This is a genomic window from Tritonibacter scottomollicae (genome assembly GCF_003003215.1).
Lineage (GTDB): Bacteria > Pseudomonadota > Alphaproteobacteria > Rhodobacterales > Rhodobacteraceae > Epibacterium > Epibacterium scottomollicae.
Genome location: NZ_PVUF01000046.1, coordinates 1 through 4,998, shown reverse-complemented (window position 1 = coordinate 4,998; position 4,998 = coordinate 1). Strand labels below are relative to the sequence as shown.

At 58.2% G+C, this 4,998-nt stretch carries 3 protein-coding genes and 2 pseudogenes; 2 read left to right on the top strand and 3 right to left on the bottom strand.

Translation table 11 applies throughout. The annotated features are described in order from the left end of the window. Positions 1–320: 320 nt before the first annotated feature. The 3 genes and pseudogenes from CLV89_RS21970 to CLV89_RS21960 form a co-directional block, all read right to left on the bottom strand. Positions 321–674 (bottom strand): annotated as a pseudogene (locus tag CLV89_RS21970) (IS30 family transposase); the annotation flags it as partial. A gap of 1 nt (position 675) precedes the next feature. Next, positions 676–1,788: an HPP family protein gene (locus tag CLV89_RS21965; RefSeq protein WP_106165713.1), complete on the bottom strand. Its 1,113-nt coding sequence runs from the start codon at positions 1,786–1,788 to the stop codon at positions 676–678. A 389-nt stretch (positions 1,789–2,177) separates the two neighbouring features. Further along, a complete protein-coding gene (locus tag CLV89_RS21960; RefSeq protein ID WP_106165712.1) occupies positions 2,178–2,615 on the bottom strand; it encodes an RrF2 family transcriptional regulator in 438 nt (145 codons plus the stop codon). A gap of 145 nt (positions 2,616–2,760) precedes the next feature. Between CLV89_RS21960 and hmpA the strand changes: the two genes are divergently transcribed. Both hmpA and CLV89_RS21950 read left to right on the top strand, forming a co-directional pair. Beyond that, positions 2,761–3,951, top strand: a complete 1,191-nt coding sequence (hmpA, locus tag CLV89_RS21955) for an NO-inducible flavohemoprotein (RefSeq protein ID WP_106165711.1) — start codon at positions 2,761–2,763, stop codon at positions 3,949–3,951. Between the two features lie 386 nt (positions 3,952–4,337). After that, a pseudogene (locus CLV89_RS21950) lies at positions 4,338–4,998 on the top strand (transposase); the annotation flags it as partial.

The following is a 4,998-nucleotide window of genomic DNA, read 5'->3' as shown; positions in this document are numbered from 1 at the left end:
GTGTGTCGCGCTAACAGGCCGAACACAAGACTGCTTCTGACAAATTGCCACGCACGAAAAAGGTACTTGCAAAAAGGGAGCCATCCACACAGGACTTTCCGGTCATTCGATTTCGAGCCTTCGCTCGCGCAGAATTAGTTCGCAGGTGCGGCATGCTGAGCGCTGCGATGCAGCCGACGTCGCTAAACCGGTCGTTCGAAGGCTGAGATTTGACCCAAACCGAAACCGTGCTTTCGCCGCAGCTTGATCCAATACACCAGACGCCGGACGAAGCGGTCGTTGAGCTTCGCTCGATACTGATGGGCGAACTCTGGGCGGATTCAACAGGTCGTCGCAACACGTTCCATCATATCCTGTTTGAGCAACCGGTCGAGTGCCTCCGCCGACGTTTGCCAGCCCAACGTCTTGCGTGGCCTCGTATTCAGAACATGGGCAACGGCGCTCAGTTCTTCTGCGCCATGTTCGTTGAGGTCCGTTCCCTTGGGAAAGTACTGGCGAAGCAAACCATTCGTGTTCTCGTTGCTTCCGCGCTGCCAGGAGCTCTGTGGGTCGCAGAGGTAGATGTCGAGGCCTGTATCGATCCAGAGCTGGGCGTGTTGTGCCATCTCGGCGCCCTGGTCCCAGGTCAGTGATCTGCGCAGATGTGTCGCCAAATCCATGATGGTGCCGGCTAACTTACGCAGCCAATCGGTTTTGCGCCCCTCGCAGAAGCAGACAGATGATATCAGTACGCGTGAGAGTGCCTGCCAGGCGGCCATCCTTCGTTATCGGCACGGTTTGCACCCCATGCTGCGAAAGCCGGTTCAGGAGAGTGCCGACCGGAAGGTCATGCGGGACACTGCCGGCAGGCGGCTGCATCACATGCTTCGCCCTCAGTTTGCCTTGGCGCAGCGGGCGGAACTTTCGGCCGCCGCCCCGTATCAGCGCATCGATCAGATCGCTTTGCAGGATGAGCCCCACGAAGTTTTCCTTGGCGTCCACAACGGGTAGGCTTTTGACGGAATGGCGGCGGAACAACTGCGCAATCTGCGCTGCTGGGACATCGGGCGTCACCGTGATCAGGTTCTGCGTCATGATGCTGCCGCAGATTACACCATCAAACCGGTGCTGCGCGGCTTCCTCCTCTGCGGCGGCAAGCAGCCGCCCCAGGTCTGCCACGCCGATGTTAGTTGATTGATGGAAGCGCTCCAGCAACTCCTCCAGTTCGTCATTGCTGAGACCCAGGCGGATCTCTTGCGGCTGCACAGGCGTCTCTACGGATTGGCGGAACGGGTATTTTCGGCCTGTGACCCGGTTAACCATGATACCCGTCAGGACCAAAGCGGCCGTCAGAAGGCCAACAGGCACGATCGCAAAGGCAAAACCGGCATCAAGGACCGGCACCGGGTCCAGTGCCGCCAGCAAGGCAATTGCCCCGCCCGGAGGATGCAAGGCCCGCGCAATCATCATAGCAATGATCGCTGCGGCCACAGCCAATGTCGGCCCCCAAGGCATGGGTACGGCTTGCAAGACTGCAACCGCTGCCACGGCGGAAACAACATTGCCGCAGATCGCCGACCAGGGCTGTGCCAGCGGGGAATTTGGGACGGCGTAGATCAAAACCGCGGAAGCTCCCAAGGGGGCGAGCAGGTGCATTGGAACCCCTGCGATTTCCGGCCAGACAAGCGCGAACAACGCGCAAACACCAATCCCGGCCGCGGCGCCGGCCGCCGCGCGCAGGGTTTCCCGCATCTGTGCTGGCGGCAGTGCCGGAGAGAGATGGCGCAAGAGATTTGACTTCAGCTGCATGGCTCCGCCTGCCCGGAAATGAATCACCCGCCGGTAGGCTGCACACAAAACAGGCATTTTGAAAACGTATTATCGGCTGGCAACGCTGCGGTGCAAGAATCTTCTTCCAACATCGCAGCATTCATGGCGCTTTTGCTGGAAGCCACAGTTTTCCGGCACCCCAAACAGAAAGAAGACTTGGTCGGCCTCGTTTCGTCCTTGATTACCTTCTCAATGACGGGGTGTGTCTTGCAGTTGGCGGGCCGAACGGCGACGGCATCGCAATTTCCAGCCTGATCCCTGTAGAGCATAGGAAGGTCTCTAAAGGTGCCCAGGCAGGGGCGACTGCAATTGGCGCGCTGCTATTACCCTAGCCGTTGCCTGTACCCAGTTTGGGTTCTATTGCAGGTTCACGGATTTTCCGCCGCCTCTGACAAAGTCAGCAGCGGAACCAGATCCGCTTTGTTCCTGATCAGATCGGCGACTGTACTGCGGTCGAGGACGCTCAGAAACGCATTGACCGCTTCGGCAAAGACCACTCGGAGCGCGCATTGAGGCTGGATCACGCATTCTGCGCAATTGGCAACTTCCAAGCTTTCTTCCATGATCCGTACGACTTGCCCCACATTGATTTCGCTGGCTGCCTGTCCAAGCTTGATGCCGCCGTAGCGGCCGCGAACGCTCGTGACGTAGCCTTGCCGGACCAACTCGCTGACGATCTTCATCAAAGAGCTGTGCGGCAGACGGTAGATGCGGCTCAATGTCTCAATCGAGTGCAGTTCTTCGGGTTTGGACGCCAGAAAAATTAGAATTCTCAACGCGTAATCTGTTGTGAGGTTCAGCTTCATGCGGGGCTCCGATCACGCCTTTAATATTCATATGGGTTGCATCTTTCAATCCTGCAATCATACATGCAACTAGCCTGAATGATTCAGGCTGTGAAACTCATGATGCAGACCGCAAGTCTGCCAACCGACATATCAGGAGCGTGCAATGGCACAGCCACTCAGCCAAACCACCATCGACACCGTAAAGGCGACTGTTCCGGCGATGGCGCAACATGGGCGCGGGATTGTAGCGGAGATGTATAACAGGCTGCTGGCCGATCCCGAAATCCGCACGCTATTCAACCAGTCGCACCAGAACGGTGACTCCCCGCAGCACGCGGCATTGACCAACGCGATACTGGCCTACGCTCAGAACATCGAAAACCTCCCGGTGATGGCCGCAGCGGTGGAGCGTATTGCAAACAAGCATGTGGGACTGCAAATTGAACCCCGCCATTATGACCATGTCGCCAGCGCCCTGCTGGGCGCCATCGAAGGGGTTCTCAAGGAAGCAGCAACCGGGGAGGTGATCCGCGCCTGGGGCGAAGCATATTGGTTCCTGGCCAATATCCTGATCGACCGCGAAGAGCAGCTTTATCAGGAAACCGCAACGGCTGAGGGCGGCTGGCGGGGCTGGCGGGAATTCCGGATCGACCGACGGATCCAGGAGAGTGCTGACGTCATGTCATTCATCCTGAAGCCCGCCGATGGCAAGCCTGTACTGAAGCACAAGCCGGGGCAATATCTATCCTTCGATCTAGAGGTGCCCGGAGCAGGCAAGCTGCGCCGCAACTATTCGATTTCCTCGGGACCATCGAATGAATTCTACCGGATCACGGTAAAGCGAGAGCAGGGAGGCCTGGCAAGCACCTGGCTGCATGAGCAGGCGGTCGAAGGCACCGTGATCAACGCTGCCGCACCAGCCGGAGAGTTTTTCCTGAAGAGTGGACTGGAGGCAGAGGTTGTCCTGCTGTCGGCCGGTGTCGGGCTGACGCCGATGATTTCCATGCTTGAGGATCTGGCCGCAAACAGTCGCTCTGCGACCTACCTGCATGCCACACAAAACAGCAGGCATCACGTCATGCCGGATATGGCCAGATCCCTGTCCCGCCGTTGTGTCACATTTTTTGAGGATCCCAGTGCCGAAGACCGGGAAGCAGCGAACTTCGATGTGGAAGGCCGCATCACTCCGGAGTGGCTGGCCCGGAACACCAGCACAGACCGGGCTGAATACTACATATGTGGCCCAAAGGGCTTTATGGCGATGGCTGTGAATGGGCTGAAGGAGGCTGGCGTCGACGAGAACCGTATCTTCTACGAGTTTTTCGGGCCAGCGCAGGAACTGCACGCCGCGTAGCAACAAATATGCGACACGAGAGGAACGGTCCTCCCGACCGGGCAACCGTATCGGGGGGACCACGATCGTCGAGCGCCATGTGACGCGAAGCCGACCGCATCTGCCTTGCGGCTGGCCGTGGTCAAGGCGGTGACTGGCTATAAGAAGTTCAATAGACAGCTAAAACCACATGGCGACGCTTCAGACTTGCGGCAAGCTGCCTGAGTGGCTGCTTTTCCCTCTGCAATGCAGCAGTGGTTTTGTAGCGGCGCAGCAGGTTTCCATGCTGCGTGCGCGCGCAGAACAAATTTGGCGCTGCCGCAATGGGCTGATTCTGTTGAAAAACTCTTCCTTGATTGCAGGAGGCATCGCTGATTCAATTCCGTTATTGAGCGGGAGGTTTGGCGATGATGGGACCGAAGCAGGAGGCGCAGGCGGCGCTGTTCTACGAGTTCTCGCTGGAGAACCATGTCCCGCAAGATCATCTGCTACGGTCGATTGATCGGTTTGTTGATCTGGGCAGCATCCGGGCTCATCTTGCGGATTTCTACAGCCATACGGGTCGCCCATCCATCGACCCTGAGCTGCTTATCCGAATGCTGTTGGTGGGATATTGTTTTGGCATCCGCTCTGAGCGCCGACTGTGCGAGGAGGTCCATCTGAATCTCGCCTATCGGTGGTTTTGCCGCCTCGACCTGAATGATCGCATCCCGGATCACTCCACCTTTTCGAAGAACCGCCATGGTCGCTTCCGAGAGAGCGATCTGCTGCGCCATGTCTTCGAGACAACCGTGGCACGCTGCATGGAGGAAGGGCTTGTTGGCGGTCAGGGCTTCGCCGTCGATGCCAGCCTGATCAGCGCTGACGTACAGAAACAGAACTCCAGCAATCCCGATGATTGGGCGGCTCGCGATGTTGATCCCCATGATGCACCGCGCGCAGTGCGTGAGTATCTCGACACCTTGGATGACGAGGCTTGTTGGCGCTGCCACGACGGCTAAGCCCAAATTCACCGCCCATGCCGATCCAGCCAGTCAATGGATGGCCGCACGCAAGGGCCCAGCTTTC